Source organism: Rhodospirillaceae bacterium (assembly GCA_018662005.1).
In the GTDB taxonomy this organism is placed as follows: Bacteria; Pseudomonadota; Alphaproteobacteria; order Rhodospirillales; family JABHCV01; genus JACNJU01.
On record JABJHA010000028.1, the window covers coordinates 1 to 23503 of the forward strand.

The 23503-nt window shown below is 52.4% G+C and carries 25 protein-coding genes and 1 tRNA gene; 22 read left to right on the plus strand and 4 right to left on the minus strand.

All coding sequences use genetic code 11. From position 1 onward, the window contains the following. The 3 genes from HOL66_12170 to HOL66_12180 all read right to left on the minus strand — a co-directional run. Positions 1-1527: methyl-accepting chemotaxis protein (locus HOL66_12170; GenBank protein MBT5244987.1), on the minus strand; the 1527-nt coding region annotated here is incomplete at its 3' end. Between the two features lie 209 nt (positions 1528-1736). Further along, on the minus strand, positions 1737-2702 hold the full coding sequence (gene hemB / locus HOL66_12175) for a porphobilinogen synthase (GenBank protein ID MBT5244988.1): 966 nt from the start codon (positions 2700-2702) through the stop codon (positions 1737-1739). A gap of 114 nt (positions 2703-2816) precedes the next feature. Continuing rightward, positions 2817-3965, minus strand: a complete 1149-nt coding sequence (locus HOL66_12180) for a type III PLP-dependent enzyme (GenBank protein ID MBT5244989.1) — start codon at positions 3963-3965, stop codon at positions 2817-2819. Positions 3966-4186: 221 nt separating this feature from the next. On the opposite strand from HOL66_12180, the gene HOL66_12185 reads away from it, so the two are divergent. The 13 genes from HOL66_12185 (at position 4187) to HOL66_12245 (ending at position 17849) form a co-directional block, all read left to right on the plus strand. Beyond that, complete coding sequence (locus tag HOL66_12185) at positions 4187-7393, plus strand: methylmalonyl-CoA mutase family protein (protein MBT5244990.1); 3207 nt, start codon at positions 4187-4189, stop codon at positions 7391-7393. 80 nt (positions 7394-7473) lie between these two features. Beyond that, a complete protein-coding gene (locus tag HOL66_12190; GenBank protein ID MBT5244991.1) occupies positions 7474-7668 on the plus strand; it encodes a hypothetical protein in 195 nt (64 codons plus the stop codon). 129 nt (positions 7669-7797) lie between these two features. Beyond that, positions 7798-8238, plus strand: coding sequence for a ribose 5-phosphate isomerase B (gene rpiB, locus HOL66_12195; protein ID MBT5244992.1), 441 nt, complete (start codon positions 7798-7800; stop codon positions 8236-8238). A 33-nt stretch (positions 8239-8271) separates the two neighbouring features. After that, positions 8272-9582, plus strand: a complete 1311-nt coding sequence (locus HOL66_12200; protein ID MBT5244993.1) for a serine hydroxymethyltransferase — start codon at positions 8272-8274, stop codon at positions 9580-9582. Positions 9583-9594: 12 nt separating this feature from the next. Beyond that, on the plus strand, positions 9595-10050 hold the full coding sequence (gene nrdR / locus HOL66_12205; protein MBT5244994.1) for a transcriptional repressor NrdR: 456 nt from the start codon (positions 9595-9597) through the stop codon (positions 10048-10050). Positions 10051-10110: 60 nt separating this feature from the next. Next, entirely contained in the window at positions 10111-11190 is a 1080-nt protein-coding gene (gene ribD / locus HOL66_12210; protein ID MBT5244995.1) for a bifunctional diaminohydroxyphosphoribosylaminopyrimidine deaminase/5-amino-6-(5-phosphoribosylamino)uracil reductase RibD, read from the plus strand. A 5-nt stretch (positions 11191-11195) separates the two neighbouring features. After that, a complete protein-coding gene (locus HOL66_12215) occupies positions 11196-11795 on the plus strand; it encodes a riboflavin synthase (protein ID MBT5244996.1) in 600 nt (199 codons plus the stop codon). Positions 11796-11804: 9 nt separating this feature from the next. Then, entirely contained in the window at positions 11805-12920 is a 1116-nt protein-coding gene (gene ribB, locus HOL66_12220) for a 3,4-dihydroxy-2-butanone-4-phosphate synthase (GenBank protein ID MBT5244997.1), read from the plus strand. Positions 12921-12938: 18 nt separating this feature from the next. Next, a complete protein-coding gene (locus HOL66_12225) occupies positions 12939-13403 on the plus strand; it encodes a 6,7-dimethyl-8-ribityllumazine synthase (GenBank protein ID MBT5244998.1) in 465 nt (154 codons plus the stop codon). Beyond that, the gene (nusB, locus tag HOL66_12230) at positions 13400-13903 is read left to right on the plus strand and encodes a transcription antitermination factor NusB (GenBank protein MBT5244999.1); all 504 of its coding nucleotides are present in this window, start codon (positions 13400-13402) and stop codon (positions 13901-13903) included. The genes HOL66_12225 and nusB overlap by 4 nt, the downstream gene beginning before the upstream one ends. Position 13904: 1 nt before the next feature. Further along, positions 13905-14909 (plus strand): thiamine-phosphate kinase, encoded by a 1005-nt coding sequence (gene thiL / locus HOL66_12235; GenBank protein MBT5245000.1) that lies wholly within the window; start codon positions 13905-13907, stop codon positions 14907-14909. 99 nt (positions 14910-15008) lie between these two features. Then, the gene (locus tag HOL66_12240; protein MBT5245001.1) at positions 15009-15470 is read left to right on the plus strand and encodes a hypothetical protein; all 462 of its coding nucleotides are present in this window, start codon (positions 15009-15011) and stop codon (positions 15468-15470) included. 285 nt (positions 15471-15755) lie between these two features. Continuing rightward, positions 15756-17849 (plus strand): sodium-translocating pyrophosphatase, encoded by a 2094-nt coding sequence (locus HOL66_12245; protein ID MBT5245002.1) that lies wholly within the window; start codon positions 15756-15758, stop codon positions 17847-17849. 78 nt (positions 17850-17927) lie between these two features. Here HOL66_12245 and HOL66_12250 read toward each other — a convergent pair whose 3' ends face one another. Beyond that, the gene (locus HOL66_12250; GenBank protein MBT5245003.1) at positions 17928-18362 is read right to left on the minus strand and encodes an outer membrane protein assembly factor BamE; all 435 of its coding nucleotides are present in this window, start codon (positions 18360-18362) and stop codon (positions 17928-17930) included. A gap of 111 nt (positions 18363-18473) precedes the next feature. On the opposite strand from HOL66_12250, the gene HOL66_12255 reads away from it, so the two are divergent. The 9 genes from HOL66_12255 to HOL66_12295 all read left to right on the plus strand — a co-directional run bounded on the left by HOL66_12255 (position 18474) and on the right by HOL66_12295 (position 23471). Continuing rightward, the gene (locus HOL66_12255) at positions 18474-19025 is read left to right on the plus strand and encodes a ubiquinol-cytochrome C chaperone (protein ID MBT5245004.1); all 552 of its coding nucleotides are present in this window, start codon (positions 18474-18476) and stop codon (positions 19023-19025) included. Continuing rightward, positions 19022-19585 (plus strand): DUF177 domain-containing protein, encoded by a 564-nt coding sequence (locus tag HOL66_12260; GenBank protein ID MBT5245005.1) that lies wholly within the window; start codon positions 19022-19024, stop codon positions 19583-19585. Before HOL66_12255 ends, HOL66_12260 begins: the two co-directional genes overlap by 4 nt. A gap of 90 nt (positions 19586-19675) precedes the next feature. Continuing rightward, the gene (gene rpmF, locus HOL66_12265) at positions 19676-19861 is read left to right on the plus strand and encodes a 50S ribosomal protein L32 (GenBank protein MBT5245006.1); all 186 of its coding nucleotides are present in this window, start codon (positions 19676-19678) and stop codon (positions 19859-19861) included. An 88-nt stretch (positions 19862-19949) separates the two neighbouring features. Then, positions 19950-20960 carry a phosphate acyltransferase PlsX gene (gene plsX / locus HOL66_12270; GenBank protein ID MBT5245007.1) on the plus strand — a complete coding sequence of 337 codons (1011 nt, stop codon included), beginning with the start codon at positions 19950-19952 and terminating at the stop codon, positions 20958-20960. Then, the gene (locus HOL66_12275) at positions 20957-21913 is read left to right on the plus strand and encodes a ketoacyl-ACP synthase III (protein ID MBT5245008.1); all 957 of its coding nucleotides are present in this window, start codon (positions 20957-20959) and stop codon (positions 21911-21913) included. The genes plsX and HOL66_12275 overlap by 4 nt, the downstream gene beginning before the upstream one ends. Before the next feature lie 105 nt (positions 21914-22018). Beyond that, the gene (locus HOL66_12280) at positions 22019-22318 is read left to right on the plus strand and encodes an integration host factor subunit alpha (protein ID MBT5245009.1); all 300 of its coding nucleotides are present in this window, start codon (positions 22019-22021) and stop codon (positions 22316-22318) included. 25 nt (positions 22319-22343) lie between these two features. Beyond that, the gene (locus HOL66_12285; protein ID MBT5245010.1) at positions 22344-22712 is read left to right on the plus strand and encodes a MerR family transcriptional regulator; all 369 of its coding nucleotides are present in this window, start codon (positions 22344-22346) and stop codon (positions 22710-22712) included. A gap of 81 nt (positions 22713-22793) precedes the next feature. Beyond that, positions 22794-22870, plus strand: a tRNA-Pro gene (locus HOL66_12290). 154 nt (positions 22871-23024) lie between these two features. Beyond that, positions 23025-23471 (plus strand): hypothetical protein, encoded by a 447-nt coding sequence (locus tag HOL66_12295; GenBank protein ID MBT5245011.1) that lies wholly within the window; start codon positions 23025-23027, stop codon positions 23469-23471. The last annotated feature ends 32 nt before the right edge of the window (positions 23472-23503 follow it).

Here is a 23503-nt window from a genome sequence, read left to right on the forward strand (position 1 = left end):
CGACGAGGACAGTTCTTCGGCTGCCGAGGCTACCGTCTGAACGTTGGTCGAGGCTTCTTCGGAAGCCGCGGCCACCGCCGTCGCCTGGGTCGAGGTTTCTTCGGAAATTGCCGTCATCGACTGGGCCGAGGACTGCAATTCGGTTGAAGCCGACGACACCGTTTCGACAACGCCGCCAACACTGGCCTGGAAGTCGTCGGCCATTTGGTTCATCAGACGGGTTTTTTCCGCAGCAGCGCGTTTTTCCTGCTCCGCCGCCTCGGCTTCCATCTCCTTGACGCGGATGGCGTTTTCCTTAAAGACCTGAACGGCAGCCGCCATTTCGCCGATCTCGTCGGTACGGTCCTGAGCCGGGATTTCGGCGTCCAGATCGCCGCCAGCCAGAACACCCATGGAGTCCGTCATGCCGGCGATGGGGTTGGTAATGGAGCGCGAAAACAGGAAACCGATAATGCCGATGACGACAGCCACAATCAGCACCGCAATCAGCATCGCGTTGCGCATATCGATTACCGGGATATCGACTTCCTCCATATCGATATTGGCGATTACCGCCCAGGTGACACCGACAAATTCCAGTGGCGCAGCCGCCATCAGGGTCTCGTCACCGTGACGGTCTATCGTCACCAACATGCCGTCCTTTCCCGCCAGAGCGTTTTTGACGCCTTCGCTGTCGGCCTTGGTTTTAAGAATATCTGTCTCGCCTTCCTTGGTGAAGCGCGAGGTTGTACGCATAAATCCATCTTTTCCGACGAGATAGGTCTCGCCGGTTTCGCCCATGCCTGTCGACTGCTGCATTATGGTATTCAGGCGATCAACGGGCATCTGGAATATCAACGTGCCATGTTTGCCGCCTTCATGGTCGAAAATAGGCGAGGCTATGAAACTGGCCGGGGCGTCAGCGCTCGGTGCGTAGGCACGAAAATCCGTAAAGGCGACATAATCCAATTTGAAATTATCTTGAACCATACGCCAGACCGTAGCCAGATCCGTATCTTTCCACTCACCGTTTTTTAGATCCGTGGCGAAGTCCGCTTCCTTATAGACGGAATAAACGACGTTGCCGTCGTCATCGATCAGGAAAATATCGTAGTAACCTTTCGCCATTAAAAGCTCACGGAACCAGGGATGGTATTTGGCGTGAGCTTTGCTGTAGGCAGAATCATCCGGGGCCACGTCGAGCAAATGTTTGCTGCCGGCCGGGTTGGGGTTGTCATCAATGTACAGCTTTTGCAATTGACCTTTCTGATTGTTACCAAGATCAGCCCAGGCATCTTCAATCTCTTCAAGGGCATCAATCCCCATATGGTTTTCGGCAATCACCATGACATCGGCTTTGATGGCACCCAGATAATTTGTCAGTTCCGAAATACGACCATCATGGGCAGCGTCGATTTTTGCAAATGCCTCATCCTCAAGTGCGGATTCAGCCCTCGTAAAAGCGATAACGCCTGTTACAACAGCAGAGAAAATAGCCAGGACGACAACAACGATCGGCAGCTTGGCGGCAATCTTCAGGTTCAACATTTTTTTTACTCCATTTTTAATTCATTGGGGATTGCCCAAGCACGGCTTCTCTCAATTGCAGTCACTCAAACCAACACCTTTTCAACTTCTCTTCGCCCTTGATGTCACTGGACAGGCGATCCTACTTCCGACAAGACCAGTTGCGCCTTGACATGCGTCATTTAAGGAGAGGGAGGTAAAAGGACTTGAGGAGGTTAAAGGCTTGTCTTTTACAGGGCCTTAAGAAGTCTGGCTGCTTCCGGGGCCAGATAGGTCAATACGCCGTCCGCCCCGGCCCGTTTGAAGGCCATTAGGCTTTCCAGGACGATCTTGTCGTTATCAAGCCAGCCATTTTCCGTTGCCGCCTTTAGCATCGCGTATTCGCCGCTGACCTGATAGGCAAAGGTCGGCACGCCGAAGGTGTCTTTGACCCGGCTTACAATATCCAGATAGGGCATCCCCGGCTTGACCATCACCATGTCAGCACCCTCGCTGATATCGAGGGCGGTTTCCCGCAAGGCTTCGTCGGTATTTGCCGGGTCCATCTGATAGGTTTTTTTATCCCCCTTAAGGGCGCCACCAGAACCGACCGCGTCGCGGAACGGTCCATAAAAAGCCGATGCGTACTTGGCCGCGTAAGACATGATGCGAACAGACTGAAAATCATTGTCGTCAAGGGCTTTGCGGATAATACCGATGCGACCATCCATCATGTCTGACGGGGCGATGATATCGCACCCGGCTGCTGCCTGAACCAGTGACTGCTGGCACAGCACATCGACAGTTTCATCGTTAAGAATAATACCTTCCTTAACCAGGCCGTCATGACCGTCACTATTGTAGGGATCAAGGGCGACATCACAGATAACACCCATGTCAGGGTGGGCGCTCTTGATAGCCTGAACGGCGCGACAGACAAGATTATCAGGATTAACCGCTTCCCTGGCGTCCGGTGTCTTTAATGATTGATCCGTGTTGGGGAAAACGGCGACGGCGGGAATGCCAAGTGCTGCGGCCTCGCCAACGGCTTCCACCATCAAATCAACGGACAGGCGTTCGACACCGGGCATGGAAGCTACGGCCTCACGTTTGCCCGTTCCCTCAACAACAAACACCGGCCAGATCAGGTCATTGGCAGTGAGGACATTTTCAGACATCAGACGTCGTGAAAAGTCATCGCCCCGGTTCCGCCTCATGCGGGTGCCCGGAAAGGAGCCCAGTCCTATTGATCCGTGTCGTGTCACTGTTTTCTTATGCCTTTTCCAGAAGATGAAAATCCAAAGACCATAGGTTACGGCCCCGTGTCAACGTCACCGGGGCAATAAGGGCGGCTCGTCGATATTGACAAAAGTCTCGGCGATAAAGCCATTGAAGCTTGAGGTCATGGCGTTTGAATAGGCGCCGGCCTGACCGATTTCAATCCAGTCACCTTCACGGATGCAGCTGGGGAGATTGATATGACCCGGAATGAAATCCGTTGAATCGCATGTTGGTCCGAAGATGGAAAAAGGCGTCATCTCACTTGAAACCGTTTCTCCTGGGCGGATCACCCGCATCGGCAATTCAATTCCGGCGGTCAGGGTTTCTGACAAACTGTGGTAAACACCGTCATTAATATAAAGGGACTGCTCTTTTCGTAGCATGACCTGAACAACAAGGCTTGAGCCACTGGCGACAAGGCCGCGTCCGGGTTCGCACATCAGCACACAATCACCACGCAGATTGATCTCTTTTATCGTATCGGTGATGGCGGTGACGTATTCATCAAGTGGCGGTGGTTTGTCATCAACATAATGAACAGGAAAACCGCCACCGACATCAAGGTAGTGGATGTCCACATCCGATTTATCATTAACCCGGCCCATAATGCGAATAGCCTCCGCAAACGCTTCGGGACTGCGGCATTGCGAGCCAACATGAAAAGCCAAACCCGGCTGGAAGCCTTCCTCGGCAACCCGGTTTAGAAGGGCAGGGGCATCCTCGACAGTGACACCGAACTTTTGCGACAGGTTGTAGGCGACATTGGCCGCTGGCGTTATCACCCGGACCAGACAGACCTTGCCGTCACCTCCGCCAATGGCATTGACGATTTTATCGAGTTCCCTGTCATGATCGATAACGAAGTGATCGACCGAATAAACATCTTTGGCGGCAGCAATAGCGCTTGGTGATTTGACCGGATGCATGAAATAGCAGTCGCCTTGCGGGAAGTTTTCCCTGATCAGGGCGATTTCGGTTAGCGAAGCGGTATCGAAATGGCGAATGCCGGCCTCGAAAAGAGGGCCCAAAACATTAAGGTCAGGGTTACACTTGACCGCATACAGAACCCGCCCCGGAAAGGTATCAAGGAAGCGTTTGGCATTACGCTTCAACTCATCGGGGCGCAGGCAATGCACCGGGTAGCCAGGTTTAAGCTCTTCGATCATCGCATCGACAGTGGGGAAGTGTTTTAGTGGCATCTGCATCAGACTTTATATGGGGACAGGACAGTGCGATTGGTGACACTATTACAAGGCCGCTGCAAGGACGATTTTTGAACCTGATCCTTTGACCTTGGGGATGTATTATACTAAGTTGACGTTTACGTTAACGTAAACTTGATTGAGACCTCGATTTTTCAGGAGTTAAGGCCGTGCCGGATGACGCCGTCTTGCAGAAATCCCCGACAAAAAAACCGGATATGACAATCCCGCCGCGCTTTATTACCGCCGCCAGCCTGTTTGATGGCCATGACGCGGCGATTAACATCATGCGCAGGATTCTACAGGCGCAGGGTGCTGAGGTTATTCACCTGGGCCATAATCGTTCCGTCGATGAAGTTGTAACCGCCGCTGTTGAAGAAGACGCAGACGCCATTGCGGTCAGTTCTTACCAGGGCGGTCATGTTGAATACTTCAAGTATATGGTTGAACTGCTGGCCGAAAAGGGACGCCCGGACATTCATGTGTTTGGCGGTGGAGGGGGTGTCATCACGCCTGAAGAAATGGCCGAATTGAACGATTACGGGGTCAATCGGCTGTACTCTCCTGAAGATGGCCGTCGCATGGGCCTGGAAGGCATGATCGTTGATATGATCGAGCGGACCGGGCAAAAAAAGGGACCGGCCCGTTCCCCTGATCTGGATGCTTTGGCGGATGGTGATCCAGCTGCCCTGGCTTTGATTATCACCGCACTCGAAAACAGTACGCTCGATGATGCTGTGGCCCGAAAGCTTGAAAAACTGGCTGAAAACCATGCTTCTGTGCCGGTGTTGGGTATTACCGGAACCGGTGGGGCCGGGAAATCATCACTGACGGACGAAGTGATCCGCCGTTTTCGGCTTTATTCAGCAGAACCCCGCATTGCCGTTGTCGCCGTCGATCCTTCGCGCCGCAAAACCGGTGGGGCGCTTTTGGGTGACCGCATTCGTATGAACGCCATTTCCGGCGACAATATTTACATGCGCTCGCTGGCCACCCGCGGAGGCGGCAGTGAAGTACCAGAAAGTCTTCCGGCAATCGTTGGGGCCTGCAAGGCCGCCGGTTTTGACCTCGTTATCATTGAAACCCCCGGCATCGGCCAGGGTGACGCTGGCATCGTTGGCATGGCTGATTTATCACTTTATGTGATGACCCCGGAGTTCGGCGCAGCCAGCCAACTTGAAAAGATCGATATGCTCGACTTTGCCGATGTCGTCGCAGTCAATAAACTGGACCGCAAGGGTGGTCTTGACGCCATAAGGGATGTCCGCAAACAGGTGCAGCGCAATCGACAGGCCTTTAGCGAAGACGCCGATCAGATGCCGGTCTTCGGCACGATTGCTTCCCGGTTTAATGATGCCGGAATTACTGCGTTATATCAAGAGATTACCCGTCAATTCTCAAAAAATGGTTTAACGAAATTTCCCTCAACAAGCGAGCCGGTCAGTAGCCGGATATCGGAGCCCGGTGACGCCATTGTGCCGCCTGAACGTCAGCGTTATTTGGCTGAAATTGCCGAAACCGTGCGCGGTTATCACGACGATGTGGAAAAGCAGGTGATCATTGCCCGTGAGCGACAACAGTTACTGGCTTCAAAAGACATGCTGGGTGGAGACAGCGTTGATCTGGACAAATTGATCAACGCCCGTGACGACATGCTGGATCCAAGAGCCGCTAAACTTCTCGAAGAATGGCCGGCGCTCAAGCAAAATTACCGGGGCGAAGAACTGATAACGGAAGTTCGTGGCAAGGAAATCCATACCACATTAACCCGCGAAAGCCTGTCCGGCAGCCTTATCCCGCGCGTTTCCCTGCCTGATTTTGTTGATCAGGGCGAAATTTTGAAATGGCGGATGCGCGAGAATTTACCGGGTCACTTCCCCTACACAGCCGGAGTGTTCCCTTTCAAACGGGCGGGCGAAGATCCAACCCGGATGTTTGCCGGTGAAGGCGACGCCAAGCGCACCAACCAGCGCTTTAAGTATTTATCTGCTCATTCCGAAGCCAAGCGCCTATCGACAGCCTTTGATTCGGTGACTCTCTACGGTTTCAACCCGGACGAACGCCCGGATATTTATGGCAAAGTCGGCAATTCCGGCGTCTCCATCGCAACATTGGATGACATGAAGGAACTCTATGACGGGTTCGACCTTTGCCAGTCTTCGACATCCGTGTCGATGACGATTAACGGCCCGGCCCCGACCATTCTGGCGTTGTTTCTGAACACCGCCATGGACCAGCAAATTGATCGCTTCACCGCGGACAAGAGCAGGGCGCCTGATGCCTCTGAAGAAAAGGAAATCCGCGCCTGGGTCCATGAAAACGTTCGCGGTACCGTTCAGGCCGATATCCTGAAAGAGGACCAGGGTCAGAATACCTGTATTTTCTCGACTGAATTCGCCCTGAAAATGATGGCTGACATTCAAGAATACTTCGTTGAAAACCGGGTCAGGAACTTCTATTCGGTGTCCATATCCGGCTATCACATCGCCGAAGCCGGGGCCAATCCAATCTCGCAACTGGCCTTTACCCTGTCAAATGGCTTCACTTACGTGGAAACCTACCTTGCACGGGGCATGAATATTGATGATTTCGCCCCTAATTTGTCGTTTTTCTTCTCCAATGGCATGGACCCGGAATACGCCGTCATGGGCCGGGTGGCGCGCCGTATATGGGCGACGGCCATGCGTGATCGTTACGGGGCGAACGAACGCTCGCAGAAACTGAAATATCATGTTCAGACGTCCGGCCGTTCCCTGCATGCCCAGGAAATGTCCTTTAACGACATCCGCACCACCTTGCAGGCGTTGATTGGCATCTATGATAACTGCAACTCCCTGCACACAAACGCCCATGATGAAGCCTTTACGACGCCAACAGAAGACAGCGTCCGCCGGGCACTGGCAATCCAGATGATCATCAATCGGGAATGGGGTCTGGCGATGAACGAAAATCCCAATCAAGGGGCATTTGTCATCGACGAGCTCACCGACCTTGTCGAAGAGGCCGTGTTGCAGGAGTTTGAGCGCATTTCAGAGCGTGGTGGTGTTTTGGGAGCCATGGAAACCGGCTACCAGCGCGGCAAAATACAGGATGAATCCCTGTACTACGAGACCAAAAAGCACGATGGCTCGTACCCCATCGTTGGCGTCAACACCTTCACCAATCCCAACGAAGATGAAGCCGTTATCACGCCTGACCTGGCGCGCTCCACAGATGCCGAAAAGAAGAGTCAAATCAAACGCCTGCGTGGTTTCCAAAAGGCAAACGCAAAAACCTCCACTGACATGCTGGCGCGCCTGAAGTCAGCGGCCACAAACAACGAAAACGTCTTCGCGGTGCTCGTTGAGGCAGCCCGCCATTGCTCCCTTGGCGACATTACCGAGGCCCTGTTTGAAGCCGGTGGGCAATACCGTCGCAATATGTAGTTCCTCTAACGGGTGACATCTTAAATCCATTGGGTTTATATAAGCCCATGAACACTCATAAAAAACATGGCGTCGAAGTCCTGGTCGAGTTGCACTACACCGCCGGGCGTGCGGTCCGGGTCGTCGCCATCGATCCGGTTACCGGGACAGAAGTCACCATGGTCGGCGATGCAAAGCGCAGTGAAGCCGAATTAAAGCGTTTGGCGGCGAACAAGCTGATGTATGTGCTCAACAAAAAGAAAAATGCCGAAAAGCCGGAAGGCGACCTTTTCTAGCAAAACAATATGTATTTACCTGCGCTTGTGCTTGTGGTTTGTTGGCAACGGGTGCGGATATGTGGTACGTTTAAAAATCCTGGGAATAACCCATTCGTTTTTGATCTTGTCTGAGTGCAAGGGGCCTTTATGTCTTCTGAAACCATCGCCATTGCCAGCGACCATGCTGGCTTCGATTTGAAAAGTGAACTGAAACAGGTCCTGTCCGAGCTTGGTTTTGCGGCTCTTGATCTGGGAGCCGATAACAAGGACTCCGTTGATTATCCGGATTTCGGTTACGCCATGGCAGGGGCGCTGAAGCAAGGCGAGGCGACCCGCGGCATTCTGGTATGTGGAAGCGGCATCGGTATTTCCATCGCTGCAAACCGCCATCCGGTTATCCGCGCCGCCCTGATCCATGATGCACTGGGAGCAAAAATGTCCCGCCTTCACAATGATGCCAATGTCATCGTCTTCGGTGGCCGCATGATTGGCCCGGACCTGGCACAGGACTGTCTTAAAGTATTTCTGGAAACTGAATTCGAGGGCGGGCGCCATGCCCGGCGGGTCGACAAACTTTCAAATCCATAAACAATAGTTTTTTCTCAATCAGGGGGGTCGCCAATGTCTGGCGCAGACAATTCATATTCTTCTCAATATCAAGAAAACTTCTTCACTCAATCGCTGGCCGAACGTGACCTTGATCTGATGGCTTCCATCAGGGATGAACTGGGGCGTCAGCAAGACCAGATTGAGCTGATCGCTTCCGAAAACATCGTTTCGCGTGCCGTCATGGAAGCTCAGAGTTCTGTAATGACCAACAAATATGCCGAAGGTTATCCCGGCAGGCGTTACTATGGTGGCTGCGAGTATGTCGATGTCGCCGAAAACCTCGCCATCGAGCGTGCCAAGGAACTTTTCGGCTGTGACTTTGCCAACGTTCAACCGCATTCCGGCTGTCAAGCCAATGGCGCCGTGATGCTGGCCCTGTTGCAACCGGGCGACACAATATTGGGCATGTCGCTGGCGGCCGGAGGGCACTTGACCCACGGTGCGCCGCCTGCCCAGTCCGGTAAGTGGTTTAACGCCATTCAATATGGCGTCAGCCGTGATGATTCCCAGGTCGATTTCGATGAAGTTGAAAAACTGGCCAAAGAACATAATCCGAAGCTGGTTATCGTCGGCGGGTCTGCCTACCCTCGAACCCTCGACTTTGCCCGCTTCCGGGCTATTTGCGATGAAGTCGGGGCAGTGATGATGGTCGATATGGCGCATTTTGCCGGTCTGGTTGCGACGGGCCTTCACCCATCGCCCATTGGCATCGCCGACGTGGTCACCACAACCACCCATAAAACCCTGCGAGGTCCCCGCGGCGGCATGGTTCTGACGAATGATGAGGCTATTGCCAAGAAGATCAACTCGGCAGTCTTTCCGGGCCTTCAGGGTGGCCCGTTGATGCATACAATCGCCGCAAAGGCGGTTGCCTTTGGCGAAGCCCTGCAGCCGGAGTTCACAGAGTATTCGAGGGCCGTCGTCGAAAATGCCCGGGTTCTTGCCGAAACTCTGATTGAGCGGGGACTTGATATCGTCTCAGGCGGTACCGATACCCACCTGATGCTGGTTGACCTTCGACCCAAGGGATTGAACGGTCGGGACGCTGAGCACAGCCTGGACCGGGCCCGCATGACCTGTAACAAGAACGGCATTCCTTTTGATCCTGAAAAACCGATGGTGACATCCGGTATTCGTCTGGGCACACCTGCTGGCACGACCCGCGGTTTCGGTGCAGATGAATTCCGCCAGATTGGCAACCTGATCGGTGATGTCCTTGATGGCCTGGCCTCGTCCTCCAACGATAATTCATCAGTTGAAGCCGAGGCTGCCGAAAAAGTCCTGACCCTGTGCCAAAACTTCCCGATCTACCGGAATATTTAAAGGAGACCAGCGATGAGATGTCCATTTTGCGGTAGCGAAGACACCCAGGTTAAAGATTCCCGCCCGACAGAAGAAAACGCGACCATTCGTCGGCGCCGATACTGCCCGTCCTGCGGGTCGCGCTTCACGACATTTGAGCGGGTTCAATTGCGCGAACTGACTGTCGTCAAAAAGGACGGCGAAAAAGCCCCATTTGATCGTGACAAGGTCATGCGGTCCTTGAAAATCGCCCTGCGTAAGCGACCGGTCGATAACGAGAAGATTGAGCGCGTCGTCAATGGCATTCAGCGTCGCCTGGAAACTCTGGGCGAGACTGAAATTCCAACCAAGGTCGTCGGCGAGATGATCATGGATAACCTTCATGATCTCGATCAGGTGGCCTACGTGCGGTTCGCCTCTGTTTACCGGAATTTCCGCGAAACAAAAGACTTTGAAGAATTTATCGGTGAACTGGGTGACGAAAACTAGGCTGACGGGTGGTGCAGACAGGAGTCTGTGATGAACTCTCCAGATAGCGATACCCTCCACATGCAAGCGGCGCTGACCCTTGCGGCCCGGGGCCTTGGCCGGGTTGCGCCAAATCCTGCTGTTGGCTGTGTCATTGTTGGGGCTGATGGCGCTGTCGTCGGTCGCGGTTGGACCCAACCCGGCGGACGCCCCCATGCAGAAACAGAAGCGATCGGTCGTGCCGGTGATCAATGTGCTGGCGCTACAGCCTACGTCACCCTTGAGCCATGTGACCATCGTGGCAAAACTCCACCGTGCTCGGTGGCCTTGATCGATGTCGGTATCAAGCGCGTGGTTATCGCCTGTGAAGATCCCGATCCCAGGGTGGCAGGGAAGGGCGCGAAACGCCTGATAGATAACGGGGTAGAAGTTGTTCAGGGTATTTTTGAAACCGAAGCCCAGGCCCTGAATGCCGGTTTTATGACCCGCCTTTCCAAAGGGCGGCCTTTGTTTACGCTCAAATCGGCGACCACGTTGGATGGGCGTATTGCTACCCGTACCGGCCATAGCAAGTGGATAACAGGTGTGGAAGCGCGGGCTGCTGGTCACATGTTGCGCGCCCGTCATGATGCCATCATGATCGGCATCGGTACGGCTTTGGCCGATGATCCTTCCTTAAGTTGCCGTCTGCCGGGTATGGAGGCATTCTCGCCAACCCGGATCATTGCCGATAGTTCACTTCAATTGCCGACCTCAAGCACGATGGTCGAAACCGCCGCTGACATCCCGACGATCATCATCGCGGGCAAGGGGGCTGAAAAAGGCAAAATCAAAGAACTAAAGAATAAATCCGTCAAAGTGATCGAGGTTAAAGCATCCGTCTCTGGTCATCCGGCCCCGGATGCCATGGCTGAGGCATTGGCAGGGGAAGGACTGAACAGCGTTTTGATTGAGGGCGGCGGCAAGTTGGCGGGTGCATTTATGCAAGCAGGACTGGTTGACCGTCTGGCCTGGTTTCATGCTGCAAAACTAATTGGTGGTGATGGTGTTCCCTCGGTCGCCGCATTTGGTGTAGAAAACCTTCCTGACGCACCGTCTTTTACCCGCACCTCTTTGAAAACGTGCGGTGAAGATGTTTTTGAAACTTACGAACGTAGATAAAAACCATGTTTACCGGCATCATCACAGACATCGGAACTGTCCGCTCACTTGTTAAAACAGGCGACACCCGCATTGAAATCAGCACGGCCTTTAATGTCGCCTCTATTAATATCGGTGCGTCTATTTGCTGTAGCGGCGCTTGCATGACCGTCACCCAGCGCGACGAGGACTGGTTTGCTGTCGAGGCTTCGGCCGAGACTCTGTCTAAAACAGTTTTGGGTTCCTGGAAACAGGGAACCAGGATCAACCTTGAAAGGGCGCTTAAGGCCGGTGACGAAATGGGCGGCCATATCGTATCGGGTCACGTGGATGGAACAGCGACGCTTGTTGATCTCAAAAGTGAAGGCGATTCACGCCGTCTCAGTTTTCAGACAAGCGATGAATTGAAGGGCTTTATAGCCCCGAAAGGATCGGTCACCCTTGACGGTGTCTCCCTTACGGTCAATGAAGTGCAAGACGATACCTTTGGCGTCAACCTGATCGCCCATACCCAGAAAGAAACAACATTTGGCAATATTTCACCGGGCGACACCGTCAATGTGGAAATAGATATGCTGGCGCGGTATGTTGCGCGGCTTCTCGAAATCGAACAAACAAAGGACTAAGCCAAAACCGTGCCCCATTCAAAGAACCTGTCACCCGCTGAAGATTTAATTGAAGACGCCCGAAATGGCAGGATGTTCATTCTGGTTGATGACGAAGAACGCGAAAATGAAGGCGATCTTGTTATTCCGGCCCAGATGGCGACGCCAGAGGCGATCAACTTCATGGCCAAGTACGGGCGCGGTCTTATTTGCCTGACCCTGACACCTGAACGCATTGCCGAACTGAAGCTGCCGGCGATGCCCCGTCATAATGATTCACGTCATCAAACCGCCTTTACGGTTTCCATTGAGGCGCGCGAAGGAGTGACCACCGGGATTTCCGCATCCGACCGTGCCCGTACGGTTGCCGTTGCCATTGATCCGACCAAGGGTGTTAATGATATCGCCAGCCCCGGACATGTCTTCCCGCTGGAAGCCCGTGCCGGTGGTGTGCTTGTTCGCGCAGGGCATACAGAGGCCGCCGTTGATGTATCCCGGCTGGCGGGACTTAACCCGTCAGGGGTGATTTGTGAAATCATGAACGAAGACGGGACCATGGCGCGGATGCCGGACCTTGTGAAGTTCGCCCAGCATCATGAATTGAAAATCGGCACCATTGCCGATCTGATCGCCTACCGGCTTAAAAATGATCGCCTGATCGAGCGGACGCTGGAAACATCTTTCAGCAGTAATCACGGCGGCGAATTCAAAATGGCGGTCTACGTCAATAACATTGCCTATGCCGAACACATTGCCCTGATTAAAGGGGATGTTTCTGATGGTCAGCCGGTTCCGGTCCGTATGCACGCCTTGAATGTTCTTGATGATGTGCTTTCCGATACCATGTCGGGCAAGGCCGATGAATTACACCGGGCCATGGAAATGATTGCCGATGAAGGGCGGGGCGTTATCGTCCTGATCCGTGAACCACAGCCAACCAGCCTGTCTGACAGGGTTCGTCACAAGTTGGGCGAGGAAGTGAATTCAGGCAGTGAACTTCGCGATTACGGGGTCGGCGCGCAAATTTTGCTTGATCTTGGAATCAAGGATATGATTCTGCTGTCCAATACCCAACGCAACATTGTTGGCCTGGAAGGGTATGGTCTTAGCGTTATCGAGCAGCGGGCCATTCCGCACAAAGCCTAAGCGATAAGGAATTTTCTGATGTCTGAAACACCAAGCGTCCTGATCGTCGAGGGCCGCTTCTACGATGATATCGCTGATGAACTGGCCCGCGGTGCTGCCGCCGTTCTTGATGAAGCAGGCATGAACTATGAGCGACTTGCGGTGCCCGGTGCTTTTGAAGTCCCCCAGGCTATTCGCTTCGCCATCCGCTCCATGGAAATCGGATCGGCAATGAGCCGCTATGCCGGGTTTATCGGTTTCGGCTGTGTGATCAGGGGTGAGACAAGTCATTATGATTATGTCTGTCAGGAATCAACACGGGCGCTTATGGACATCGCCATGAAATACAGCGTTGCCCTGGGTTACGGTATTTTGACCGTTGAAAACCGGGATCAGGCGTGGGAGCGGGCTGACGTCAGCAAAAAGAACAAGGGTGGCGATGTCGCCAGCGCTTGCTTGAGGATGATGGACGTTAAAAAACACTTCCGTCTTGTGCCGCGATGAATGCTGCGACCGAAGAAGAAAAAACCAACCCGGAAATCGACCGTTCGTCAGCCAGACTTGTCGCCGTACAAGCCCTTTATGAAATAGATATGACGGGTATCGACGCCGACCCCGTTTTGGATGAATTCCTTCGCCAACGCTGGAAATCTGCGTTGGCTATGGCCACCGAAGGGGAAGAAGATTTGCCTGAAATGGCTGCCCCTGACGGCGTTTTGCTGGCTGAACTTGTTCGTGGGGTCACAGAAAAATGCAGTGAACTGGACGGCATCATCGGTCCATCCCTGTCAGATGATTGGAGCGTCGAGCGCCTTGAAGTGATCTTACGGGCAATCCTGCGAGCCGGAACATTCGAGTTACTTGCCATGGGCGAGGTTCCGGCGCGGGTGGTCATCAACGAATACGTCAATGTGGCGAAAGCCTTTTTTGACGATAACAAACCGGCTCTGGTAAATGGCGTACTTGATAAAATAGCCAGGGTGCTGCGGGCGATGGAATTTTAAAGTGAATGACAGGCCCGGCGAATTTGATCTGATCGGGAAGTACTTCAAACCCCTGGCAAGCGCTGAAAGCGGAGCCGGGGAATTGTCCAATGACGCCGCCGTGCTGTCGCCGAAACAAGGACATCGCCTCGTCGTTACAATGGATACGCTGGTTTCCGGTGTTCATTTTCTTGAATTCACACCACCTCATTTCATTGCCGCCAAGACCTTGCGGGTCAATCTTTCGGACCTTGCAGCAATGGGCGCAGAGCCGGCCTGGTACACATTGTCCCTGTCCTTGCCCAGTGGTGGCGATGGCATCTATGGGGACGACTGGCTCGACAGCTTCGCCCAGGCCCTGCAGGTGGAACAGGCGATCTACGGCATTACTCTGGTCGGCGGCGACACTGTAGCCACGCCGGGGCCTCTGTCCTTGAGCATCACCGCCATGGGATGGGTCAAAACCGGTCAGGACATGAAACGATCAAACGCCAAGCCGGGTGACATAATCTACGTCAGCGGCCAGATCGGCGATGCGACACTTGGACTGGCGGCTGTTCAGGGGGATTTCTCTGAATTGGAACCTTCGAGTCTTGAAATCCTCACCGAGCGTCATCACCGCCCGCAACCGAGGCTTGACCTTGGCCAGCGGTTATTCGGACTGGCCAGCGCCGCGATAGATATATCCGACGGACTGGTACAGGATTTGGGGCATATTTGCCTGTCCTCGAAAGTCACCGCCACAATTCAGGCTGCTGATATTCCCTTGTCGAGGGTCGGGCAGGGGGTAGTTGAAGATGATCCCGACTTGTTGACGGTCATGATGTCGGGTGGTGATGACTATGAATTGCTTTTTTGTGTGCCGCCAGAGCGACAAAATTCCGTCGCCAGCGTTGCCGAGGAATTGAACCTTCCCCTGACCCGGGTTGGTGTCGTCGATGAAGTCGGCGAAGGCAATACGGTCAAGGTGATGAACGCGTCAGGTCAGGAAATCAAAATGCCTGCACCTGGTTATCGGCATTTTTGATTAATTTAACGAACGCTTCCACATTTGAGGGGGACACGATAAGGTTTCACACAAGGTTTTTTGAGCGAATAATATTGTTGTTTGAGGACTGCTTGCGTTATGGACATCAAAAAAGTTGTCATTATTTTCTCCGTTTTTCTGATGCTTTCGGGCGGAACGGTCAGTGTTTTAAAATTTCTTCAAATTGGCCCGTTTGAACAGGTCAGTGAAGAAGATTTAAAAGCTGAGGAAGAGGCCATCCCCGATGTGCCGCCCGTCGTTATCGCAATGGATGATTTATATATTTCCATTTTAGCCGAAGACAGGGTCGCCGCCACGGTGATGATAAAATTGAATTTGGAAGTGATCGGTAAGGAAAACGAAGAGAAGGTCACAAAACTTCTGCCACGCCTGGGCGACTCTTTTTTCAAGGATCTTTACGTCTTTATCCCGCGCGTCATTCGTCGTCAAAATAAACTCAATACGGACATTCTGACCGAACGCCTGATGATGATTGGTGAGAAGGTGATGGGGCCCAATGTCATAAACAATGTCATTATTGAAGAAGTCAACGAACGTTGATTTTGTCAAAACACTAATATGAAGTCCCTAAAACAATCCCTAAAGTAGATGTAGCCGGCAAAATGCCCGTTAATTAAAAATATCTAATATTCAAGGCATTTCAGTCAGTTAATTGCTTTTGATTGTTTGAAATTTTAATTATTTTCCTTTCCGGGACGGCTTTACAAGTGCCCGGTTGCTTTGGAAACTCGATTCTGTCATTTTCCCCCTGAATTTTTTGTGTGTCCCCTGATTCTCTTACCCTTGAGAAGCCTGGGACTGTCCATCAAACGAGGTATGTAAAGCATGTCGAACGTCTATACTTTAATCATTGCCGGTGGCGTTATTGCGCTTCTTTACGGCGTTTATGCCATTCGTTCCGTTCTGGCCGCACCGGCTGGTACCGACCGAATGCAGGAAATTGCCAGCGCCATTCAGGAAGGCGCACGCGCCTACCTGAACCGTCAATATTCGGCCATTGCCATGGTCGGTGTCGTTATCGGCATTTTGCTGGGTCTTAAGCTGGGGCTTCTGGTCGCCGTTGGTTTCTTCATTGGCGCCATTCTTTCGGGACTGGCCGGTTATGTTGGCATGAACGTTTCGGTTCGCGCCAACGTCCGTACCGCCGAAGCCGCGCGCAGCGTTGGTCTTGCCGGTGGCTTGGACATTGCTTTCAAGTCCGGGGCCATCACCGGTATGCTGGTTGTCGGTCTGGCTCTGCTGGGCCTGGCTGGTTACTACATGGTGCTTCTAAACATGGGCCTGGGTGATACACCTGAAGGGATGCGGCATTTGCTTGAGGCCCTTGTCGCCCTTGGCTTTGGCGCTTCACTGATTTCAATCTTCGCCCGGTTGGGTGGCGGCATCTTCACCAAGGGTGCGGATGTCGGTGCTGACCTTGTCGGTAAAATTGAAGCCGGTATTCCAGAAGATGATCCGCGTAACCCGGGTGTTATTGCCGATAACGTTGGCGACAACGTTGGCGATTGCGCCGGTATGGCCGCCGACCTTTTTGAAACCTACGCTGTGACCATGGTTGGCACCATGTTGCTGGCCGCTATCTTCTTCACTGGTCAGGCTCAGCAAACGATGATGGCCTTTCCGCTGGTTATTGGTGCGGTCTGTATCCTGGGTTCGGTGATCGCCACATGGTTCGTCAAGCTTGGTGCTTCCAACAACATCATGGGGGCGCTTTACAAAGGGTTCATCGCCAGCATGGTGATTTCCGCCATCCTGATTGCCGGTATTATCAGCTGGATGTTTGGCTTTGATGCCACGTTCACTGCAGCAGGACGCTCCATCACTGGTATGGATTTGTTCCTAAGTGCTCTGACGGGCCTGGTCGTTACCGGGCTGATCGTCTGGATCACTGAATATTACACCGGCACAGAACACCGTCCGGTTAAAAGTGTTGCTGCGGCTTCTGAAACCGGGGACGCAACCAACATTATTCAGGGCCTGGCGATTTCCATGGAATCGACGGCGCTGCCGGTTATTGTTATCTGTGGCGGCATTATTTCAGCATTCCTGACAGCCGGTCTGTTTGGCCTGGCCATCGCCGCAACAACGATGCTGGCCCTGGCTGGTATGGTTGTCGCGTTGGATGCTTTCGGTCCGGTTACCGATAATGCAGGTGGCATTGCCGAAATGGCTGAACTTCCCGAGGAAGTCCGCAAGACGACTGACGCATTGGACGCCGTTGGCAATACAACCAAAGCCGTCACCAAAGGCTACGCCATTGGTTCGGCCGGTTTTGCCGCCCTGGTCCTGTTCGCCGCGTATACCGAGGACCTCAAACACTACTTCCCCGATGTCAACGTCACCTTCAACCTGCAAGACCCGTTTGTCGTTGTCGGCCTGTTCATTGGTGGCCTATTGCCATTCCTGTTCGGTTCCATGGGAATGATGGCCGTTGGTCGCGCGGGTGGCGAACTGGTGGTTGAAATCCGCCGTCAGTTCAGGGAAATTCCCGGTATTATGGAAGGCACAGGCAAGCCGGAATACGGTAAATGTGTCGACATGCTGACCAAGACCGCGATCAAGGAAATGATTGTTCCTTCATTGCTGCCGGTTCTGGCCCCGGTCGTCATCTATTTCGTCATAATGCCTATTGCTGGTCAGGGAGCCGCCTTTACGGCCCTTGGTGCGATGCTGCTGGGTTCCATCGTCACCGGGCTTTTCGTCGCTATCTCGATGACATCAGGTGGCGGTGCGTGGGATAACGCCAAGAAGTACATCGAAGATGGCAACCACGGCGGCAAGGGCTCAGACGCCCACAAGGCTGCGGTTACTGGTGATACCGTCGGTGATCCCTACAAGGATACCGCAGGTCCAGCCATTAACCCGATGATCAAGATCATCAACATTGTGGCCATTCTGATGCTGGCAATTCTGTCCTAATTCAGAAGACCATCATTACAAATTAAAGTCCCCGGAGGGTTCGCCTTCTGGGGACTTTTTATGACTTGATTTTGTGCCTTAGTTGAAGCGGCCCAGGTTTCCGAACAACTGATCTATCAGGGTGAATTCGTTGCCGGCGGTTGGCGTTTTGCGATCAATGGGCTGGATCTTTTTGCCGTTTTCCGCCGTAAGGGTTTCGATCGTCGTGACAAATCCTTCCTCGTCGAATTTCAGGATAAGGACTTTTCTCTCTTTGACCTCGGGCTCGAAGAAGGCAAGGGTTTCGGTCCGTTGGGAGATATAGAACCAGGTCTCCTGATCAAAAACGGCAATGGTGGACGGGGTTCCGAGAATTTCCTTGATTTCAGCGCGTGATTGTTCGCCCGGCACGATCTCGCTTAGGCGTTCCGGGTCAGGCAAATTGCCGCGCACGTCAATCTTCGGTGTACAGGCGCCAAGTAGCGCCATCAGGCAAAAGGAAAATAAAAGCTTTGAAGGTTTTGATATCGACATTATTACTTGGCCCCCGTTAAGGCAGAGGGTGCGTCTATACTGCATCAGATACCTATTAGTACATGATAAAACACAGCAATCGAAGTCTGTTATCAAAAGTCAGATATTAAAATGAACATCCTGAAGAATTTTTTCTCTTTTTCCCGCGAGAAAGAAACCGCCCATAAGATGTATCAAATCATCGTCGAGCAGGCGCGGTTGCCTGTCTTTTACAAAGACCTTGGCGTTGCCGACACCTTCGACGGACGTTTTGATATGATCTCCCTGCATATGATTATTGTCATCCGTCGTTTGAAATCTGACGTTGAGCAAACCCGTAAACTGTCTCAGGCCCTGTTTGATTACATGTTCGACGATATCGACCTGAACCTGCGTGAAATGGGAATAGGGGACATGGGAGTGCTCGTCAGGGTCAAGAAGATGGCCAAAGCCTTTTATGGCCGCCTTGAATCTTACGATCAGGGACTTTCACAGGACGATGATACGAATTTGGCGTCAGCCCTTGAACGCAACCTGTTTCGCGAAAATGAGACGACGCCGAAGAATCTGGCTCTTTTCGTCGCCTATATGCGCCGTGAGGCTGCCCGTCTGGATGCCTGTACAGTCGATGCCCTGATGAAAGGCGAGCTTCAATTTAGTCCGCCATCGGGATTGGAGGCATGAATAAAGCGATGGATATAAAACCGGAATTCAGCTTTTTCATCAACTGCGAGACAGTGAAGGAAGCCGAAAAAACTTATCATATCGAAGCCAGTAACGACGAACGCAAAGCGCTTGCCAAACGTCTCGATCTGTTGAGCCTGGACAGCCTGAAGGTTAACGCTGTCGTGTCCAGGCAATCATCAGATCTGGTGCACGTTTCGTGTGATTGCAGTGCAGATTATATCCAGGCTTGCGTTGTTTCTTCCAAGCCATTGAAAAATCATTATGATTTTACTTTTGAGCGCACATTTAGCGCTACAGCTAAAGCTTATTTTGGCAGTGACGTTGAACCCGATGAAGAGGAGAGGGGGCTTGATGAGGAGATTCCCGAGCCGCCGGATACAATGACCGACGGTGGTTTTGATCTTGGCGAAAGCGTCGCCGAACAGCTATTATTGGAGATTGATCCCTTTCCACGTGCCGATGATGCTGTCTTCAATGATTTATCGAGCGCCGGGGACGATGATGGTACACAGAGGGCTAATCCGTTTGCCGTCCTTGAACAGCTGAAAAAGAAATAAAATTTATCTGTGATGCAGCTTGCCCCGGGGGCATTTATTGTATAAGAAACACCGCTTCGCTCTATGTAAGCGCAACCGAGAGAACTGATTATGGCCGTCCCTAAAAAGAAAATTTCAAAATCGCGTCGCAACATGCGCCGTTCCCATGACGCGCTTAAGGGCGCGAGCTATGAGGAATGCTCTGAATGCGGCGAATTAAAGCGCCCGCATCACGTTTGCGCATCTTGTGGTCAATACAAAGGCCGTGAAGTCATGGAAGCTGGTGACGCCGCCTAATCCTGTATAGGATTAGTTCCTGGTTTTCTGGTCACTACACAAGGACTTTTCTGTGAGTACGCGTAATTTAACGCTTTCACTTGACGCCATGGGTGGTGATAACGCCCCGGGTATGGTGGTGGATGGCATCAGCCTTGCGCTTGCGCGTATGCCGCATGTTGATTTCCTGCTGTTCGGTGACGAGAAACAATTAATCCCGCTATTGGATAAAACACCATCCGTACGGGAAGTTTGTCAGGTTCGTCATACCGAAGATACCGTTTCCAACGATGAAAAGGCCGGCGTCGCCCTGCGTTCCGGTCGTAATTCAAGCATGCGTCTGGCCATTAACGCGGTCAATGATGGCGAAGCCGCAGGAATCGTATCGGCTGGCAATACCGGCGCCTTGATGGCGATGGCGAAATTTGTCCTGAAAACCCTTCCCGGTATTGATCGCCCGGCGATCGCTAAAAACTTCCCGACCATGCACGGCGACTGCATCATTTTGGACCTGGGCGCCAATGTTCAGTGCGACGCCGATAATCTTGTCCAGTTTGCCGTCATGGGTGAAGCTTACGCGCGCAAGGTGTTGGGTATAGAGCAACCGTCCATCGGTATCCTCAACATCGGTTCCGAAGATGTCAAAGGTCATGAACAACTGCAACATGCGGCGGCCATGCTTCAGGAAATCAATCTTCCCATCCGCTTCCACGGTTTTGTTGAAGGTGACGATATTACCAAGGGTACGGTTGACGTTGTCGTCACAGACGGCTTCACCGGCAATATCGCCCTGAAAACAGCGGAAGGCACTGCCCGCATGTTCAGTACCTTCCTGAAAGAAGCCATGATGGGCTCACTTTCCTCCAGGATCGGGGCCTTGCTGGCAAAAAATTCTCTATCAAAGTTCAAGGACCGGATCGATCCCCGGCGCTATAACGGCGCCATGTTTCTTGGTTTAAACGGGATTTGCATCAAGAGCCACGGCGGCACCGATGCTTTTGGATTCGCCAATGCCCTCGATGTCGCGGTCGAACTGATATCCGATGACCTCAACGATGTTATTAAGGAAGACCTCTCTCATCTGGATGAGTTACATCCTGAGGCCTTAAGCAATTCATGACGATACATTCACGGATCACTGGTACCGGTTCATACCTTCCCGAACGAATTGTCACCAATGCCGAGTTGGCGAAGAGCGTCGATACCTCCGATGAGTGGATCGTCGAACGCACCGGTATTCGCCAACGTCATATTGCCGCCGATGACGAAACAACGGCCAATATTGCTTATCAGGCAGCACTTCGCGCCCTTGATGCCGCTGCTATCAGCATTGCCGAAATCGACCTTATCGTGCTGGCTACAGCGACACCTGACAACACCTTCCCATCGACGGCGACCAAGGTTCAGTCCTTACTTGGCATGACCCATGGGGCGGCCTTTGATATTCAGGCTGTCTGTTCGGGTTTTATCTACGCCCTCGCAACCGCTGACAATTTCATCAAGGCCGGGCAGGCGGAACGGGTTTTGGTTATTGGTGCTGAAACATTTTCGCGCATTCTCGACTGGGAAGATCGTACAACCTGTGTGTTGTTTGGTGACGGCGGCGGTGCTGTCGTCCTGGAAAAATCCGAAAAAGAAGGCGTTCTTTCTACGCACCTTCATTCAGATGGCCGCTACGGCAATTTGCTTTATGTAGACGGCGGGCCCTCAACAACCCAGAGCGTTGGTCATTTACGGATGTCGGGCCGTGAGGTTTTTCGTCATGCTGTGGTCAATTTGGCCAATGTGGTCGATGAAGCCCTGGCTGCCAACGACTATCAACGTTCAGATATTGACTGGCTGGTTCCCCATCAGGCCAACCTGCGTATCCTTACGGGTACGGCTCGCAAGCTGGGCCTTGGTGAAGACAGGATTGTGATTACCGTCGACAAGCACGCCAACACTTCTGCCGCATCCATTCCGTTGGCCCTGGACGAAGCCGTCCGCGATGGCCGCGTACAGGAAGGACAACTTGTACTGATGGAAGCCATGGGTGGTGGCTTCACTTGGGGCGCCGCTCTGGTCCGCTGGTAGATAACACCAACAAAATTAGTCACTTCCCGGCATCCCTTTGATATTGACGGATTTCTTCGGGAGCGATAACCTCTCCATCTCATTTGCCAATTAGGATTGAGCAAGATGTCCGGAAAAACAATTACACGTGCACAGTTAGGTGAATCGGTCTATCAGGAAGTTGGTTTGTCTCGAAGTGAGTCAGCTGATCTTCTTGAATCAGTCCTGACCCATGTTTCTGATGCGCTGGCTCGTGGCGAGACCGTTAAAATATCGTCCTTTGGCAGTTTTTCCGTTCGTCAAAAAGGGCAACGTATCGGCCGCAATCCGAAAACCGGAGAGGAAGTTCCGATCCTGCCGCGTAAAGTTCTCGTCTTCCGTCCTTCCCAGGTTTTAAAGAACCGGATCAATAACAAAGGTCCTTAAAACTTCTTAAGTAAAGAACGCTTCCATGGCAAAATCGAGTTCCGCCTTCAGAACCATCAGTGAAGTCGCTGAGGAACTTGACCTTCCCCAGCACGTTCTTCGATTTTGGGAATCCAAATTTAACGCGATTAAGCCCATGAAGCGCGGTGGTGGCCGTCGTTATTACCGTCCCCAGGACATTGATATTCTGCGCCGTATTCGGGATCTTCTTTATGATGACGGATACACCATCAAGGGGGTGCAGAAACTGTTCAGGGAAGGTGGCAAGGACAGCGTCAAAGAGAGCAAATCAAAAAGCTCTGAAAGCGCGCCAGGCAAAGACACCAAAGTCCAGAAGGAACTAAAATCAATCCTTGGCGAGCTTGAAGACATTCGTTCTCTTGTGGGTGCGTAAACAACTCCATTTGCCCCGTTGCACCCTATCGCCAGCACCCTTATAGTGCGGCCTCTGCCGATTGGCGAGAACCAGAATTATCGGAGCGTGGCGCAGTCTGGTAGCGCACTACACTGGGGGTGTAGGGGTCGTAGGTTCAAATCCTATCGCTCCGACCAAATGACGAAAGGATCAGCCTTAATGGGCTGGTCCTTTTTTCATATTTAAAAAAGGCTGGGGATTTATCGAAGATAAATATTTACTGGGAACGGATACCGGTTATCATTATTTTACTCTCTTGAATTGAACCGTATTGGACAGGTCCCGTAACCAATGACGTCAGCCGAAGACCAGTTAAAGACCTTATTACAAGTCGCCGAAGGTAAATTTGATGGCCTGACCCAGGAAAATTTGGGCCTTCAGCTTGAATTGGATGCCCTGAGGAAAGAAAATCAGGATCTTTCCCAGTCTTTCTTTGATTTGATGGACGCACAAAAGCTTGAGTCCGAACAGATGGTTCAGTTGACCGAACAAATCTGGGCATTGGAGGAAGCGCTCGCGCTTTCCCGTGAAAAGGCCATGGAGCAAATGGATATTATGAAAACCAAGTTCAACTCCATGAACGATTACATGAAAGACACGCTGGAAGCGGCTTCTCAAAACGCTTCGCGCATTGAATTGGCGGCGCGCGTTTATGAAATGAGCCAGAAAACCCAACTCGACGATATTGACCAACAAGTTGCTGATTTTAATGATCAGCTTAAATCGGGAAAACTGTAACAACCCGAAGAGAAAATTCTCTAACGGGCAAG

Excerpts from the sequence above, each read along its gene's own strand:
- HOL66_12280 (MBT5245009.1), top strand. The coding sequence starts at position 22,019 with ATGTCCGGAAAAACAATTACACGTGCACAGTTAGGTGAATCGGTCTAT.
- HOL66_12180 (MBT5244989.1), bottom strand. The coding sequence starts at position 3,965 with ATGCCACTAAAACACTTCCCCACTGTCGATGCGATGATCGAAGAGCTT.
- HOL66_12225 (MBT5244998.1), top strand. The coding sequence starts at position 12,939 with ATGTCTGAAACACCAAGCGTCCTGATCGTCGAGGGCCGCTTCTACGAT.
- HOL66_12260 (MBT5245005.1), top strand. The coding sequence starts at position 19,022 with ATGAATAAAGCGATGGATATAAAACCGGAATTCAGCTTTTTCATCAAC.
- ribD (MBT5244995.1), top strand. The coding sequence starts at position 10,111 with ATGCAAGCGGCGCTGACCCTTGCGGCCCGGGGCCTTGGCCGGGTTGCG.
- hemB (MBT5244988.1), bottom strand. The coding sequence starts at position 2,702 with ATGAGGCGGAACCGGGGCGATGACTTTTCACGACGTCTGATGTCTGAA.
- HOL66_12250 (MBT5245003.1), bottom strand. The coding sequence starts at position 18,362 with ATGTCGATATCAAAACCTTCAAAGCTTTTATTTTCCTTTTGCCTGATG.
- nusB (MBT5244999.1), top strand. The coding sequence starts at position 13,400 with ATGAATGCTGCGACCGAAGAAGAAAAAACCAACCCGGAAATCGACCGT.
- rpmF (MBT5245006.1), top strand. The coding sequence starts at position 19,676 with ATGGCCGTCCCTAAAAAGAAAATTTCAAAATCGCGTCGCAACATGCGC.
- HOL66_12245 (MBT5245002.1), top strand. The coding sequence starts at position 15,756 with ATGTCGAACGTCTATACTTTAATCATTGCCGGTGGCGTTATTGCGCTT.
- HOL66_12185 (MBT5244990.1), top strand. The coding sequence starts at position 4,187 with ATGACAATCCCGCCGCGCTTTATTACCGCCGCCAGCCTGTTTGATGGC.
- HOL66_12295 (MBT5245011.1), top strand. The coding sequence starts at position 23,025 with ATGACGTCAGCCGAAGACCAGTTAAAGACCTTATTACAAGTCGCCGAA.
- nrdR (MBT5244994.1), top strand. The coding sequence starts at position 9,595 with ATGAGATGTCCATTTTGCGGTAGCGAAGACACCCAGGTTAAAGATTCC.
- HOL66_12275 (MBT5245008.1), top strand. The coding sequence starts at position 20,957 with ATGACGATACATTCACGGATCACTGGTACCGGTTCATACCTTCCCGAA.
- HOL66_12215 (MBT5244996.1), top strand. The coding sequence starts at position 11,196 with ATGTTTACCGGCATCATCACAGACATCGGAACTGTCCGCTCACTTGTT.
- plsX (MBT5245007.1), top strand. The coding sequence starts at position 19,950 with ATGGGTGGTGATAACGCCCCGGGTATGGTGGTGGATGGCATCAGCCTT.
- HOL66_12200 (MBT5244993.1), top strand. The coding sequence starts at position 8,272 with ATGTCTGGCGCAGACAATTCATATTCTTCTCAATATCAAGAAAACTTC.
- HOL66_12285 (MBT5245010.1), top strand. The coding sequence starts at position 22,344 with ATGGCAAAATCGAGTTCCGCCTTCAGAACCATCAGTGAAGTCGCTGAG.
- HOL66_12240 (MBT5245001.1), top strand. The coding sequence starts at position 15,009 with ATGGACATCAAAAAAGTTGTCATTATTTTCTCCGTTTTTCTGATGCTT.
- rpiB (MBT5244992.1), top strand. The coding sequence starts at position 7,798 with ATGTCTTCTGAAACCATCGCCATTGCCAGCGACCATGCTGGCTTCGAT.
- HOL66_12255 (MBT5245004.1), top strand. The coding sequence starts at position 18,474 with ATGAACATCCTGAAGAATTTTTTCTCTTTTTCCCGCGAGAAAGAAACC.